This window comes from Streptomyces cinereospinus, assembly GCF_042430725.1.
GTDB classification, from domain to species: Bacteria; Actinomycetota; Actinomycetes; order Streptomycetales; family Streptomycetaceae; genus Streptomyces; species Streptomyces cinereospinus.
Genome location: NZ_JBHMCY010000157.1, coordinates 1 through 2,233 on the forward strand (window position 1 = coordinate 1; position 2,233 = coordinate 2,233).

3 protein-coding genes are annotated in these 2,233 nt (G+C 70.4%); all 3 read right to left on the bottom strand.

Annotated elements, in window-relative coordinates; genetic code table 11:
- The coding region (locus tag ACFF45_RS35210; RefSeq protein WP_381351109.1) for an FAD-dependent monooxygenase at nt 1-407 on the bottom strand (407 nt) is incomplete at its 3' end.
- A gap of 25 nt (nt 408-432) precedes the next feature.
- Nucleotides 433-1,359: a VOC family protein gene (locus ACFF45_RS35215; RefSeq protein WP_381351111.1), complete on the bottom strand. Its 927-nt coding sequence runs from the start codon at nt 1,357-1,359 to the stop codon at nt 433-435.
- Nucleotides 1,360-1,399: 40 nt separating this feature from the next.
- Nucleotides 1,400-2,233 (bottom strand): fumarylacetoacetate hydrolase family protein (locus tag ACFF45_RS35220; RefSeq protein ID WP_381351112.1); only part of this gene is annotated, 834 nt, incomplete at its 5' end.

Genomic DNA, 2,233 nt, shown 5'->3' on the forward strand with positions numbered 1-2,233 from the left:
TCGCCCAGGCGCAGGCCGGTGACCTCGCAGCCGCGGCGCACGGTGACGGTCGGCAGGCTCTCGGCCGCCCTGGCCAGCACGGCCTCCAGCTGCGGCTGGCAGAAGAAACTGGCCGTGGGCCAGCCCGAGGGGCCGTTGCCGGACCAGTCGATCCGCACCAGCGGCTCACCGGCCGCGTTGCGCCACTCGTAGAAGTCGGGCACCGGGTCGGTGACCGCGCGCACCTCCCCGGCCACCCCCGCGGCCTGGAAGATCCGGCCGATCTCGTGGTCGAAGTGCACCGCCCGCGGCAGATCGTAGGGGCGGGGCCAGCGCTCCAGCGCGATCACGTCATGACCGGCACGGCCCAGAAGCAGCGCCAGCATCTGGCCCACCGGGCCGAACCCGACGATCGCGACGTCGTACACCCTCGAAGACCTTCTCGTCACGGCTCTACCTCGGCTCACTGTGCGTGCCGGTCATCAACGCGGCGAGATCGTCGGGCGCGAGGAACGACGGCGGAGGCGGCGGACCCCAGTTGAACAGGCCCCTGGCCCCCTCCAGCACCTCCGGCGTCCACAACTGGTCGTCCACGACACAGTCCATGTCGGAGTAGTACTCACTGAAGTTGCCGGCCGGGTCCTTCAGATACCAGAAGAAGTTCGAACCCGCGTGATGACGGCCCAGCCCCCACACATGCCGCTCCGGATGCTCCTCCAGCATCGCCGCCGCCCCGCGCCCCACCTCGTCGATGTCGTCGACCTGCCAGGAGGAGTGGTGCAGGAAAGCCACCGGCGCGGCCAGCACCAGGATGTTGTGATGGTCGGTGGAGCAGCGCAGGAACGCCCCGTGGTCCTTGATGTAGTCGGACGCCTTGAAACCCAGCCCGTCACGGAAGAACGCGGTCGTGGCATCGAAATCGGTGGTGCCGACGACGGCATGGCCCAGCTTGCGCGGCCGCACCCGGCCGGTGCGCAGCACCCCCGCCGCGCGGGCCCCGGTGCGCTCCGGGCGGCCGGGCCCGTTGTAGACCGTGGCCGGGGCCGGGTCCTGGACCAGCCGCGGGCCGACCTCCAGCACCGCGCGCACGGCGGTGACCCTGTCGTACGCGGTCAGCGTCCCGCCCTCGACGACGGACTCGACGCCCAGCCGCTTCAGCCGGGACGCGGCCGCCGCCAGGTCGTCGGGCGTGTCGACACCGACGCGGACCTCCACCAGACGGCGGGCCGGCGCGTGCACGATCCGCAGCTGGCGTCCGCCGTCCTGGGAGGTGAACCAGCCGTCACCATCCGGGGCCAGCCCGAAGTCGGTGTAGTAGGCGGCCGTCTCGGCGACATTGGGGACCCCCATGGTGATGGAGGTCAAACGGTGCAGTGCCATGGGGGACTCCTCGACTCCTTGGTCCGTCGGTCCGGCCGTCTCAGGCCACGAAGGTCTGACGCAGCTCGCCGATGCCCTCGACCGTGCTGACCAGCTCGTCACCGGCCGACAGGAAACGCTGCGGGCTGCGGCCCAGACCCACACCGGCCGGAGTACCGGTGAAGACGACATCCCCGGGCAGCAGCGGCAGCACCGCGGACAGCTTGCTCACCAGAGCCGGCACCGAGAAGATCAGATCGCGGGTGCGGCCCTTCTGGACCTCCTCGCCGTTGACCGCACAGCGCAGCTCAAGATCGTCGGGATCGTCGAACTCGTCCGGCGTGACCAGCCACGGCCCCACCGGGCTGAACCCGGGAAACGACTTGCCGAGACTGAACTGCGGCGCCGGGCCCGCCAGCTGCGACACCCGCTCGGAGATGTCCTGCCCCACCGCCAGACCGGCGACATGACCCCACGCGTCCGCCTCCGACACACCCTCCGCACGACGGCCGATCACCGCCACCAGCTCCACCTCCCAGTCGGTGTTGCCGCCCTCGGGCAGCCTCACCTCCGTGACAGGCCCGCTGATACTCGTCACGAACTTCGTGAACACCGGCGGCAGCCCCTCCGGAGCCGCGAAACCCGACTCCGAGGCATGATCACGGTAATTCAGACCCACCGCCAGCGTCTGCCGCGGAGCCGGAGCCGGCGAACCCAGATCAGCCGGATCGAACACCACCCCCTCCGGCAGATCCGCCGCAGCGGCCCAGGCACGGAACACCTCCCACCGCTCGTACACAGCCTGCGGATCCGACGAGAAACTGCCGTCACTGGCCCTTTCGACATCCACGGCCCTGCCGTCGACAATGAGGGCCAGACGGCCGGAGAGATTGGC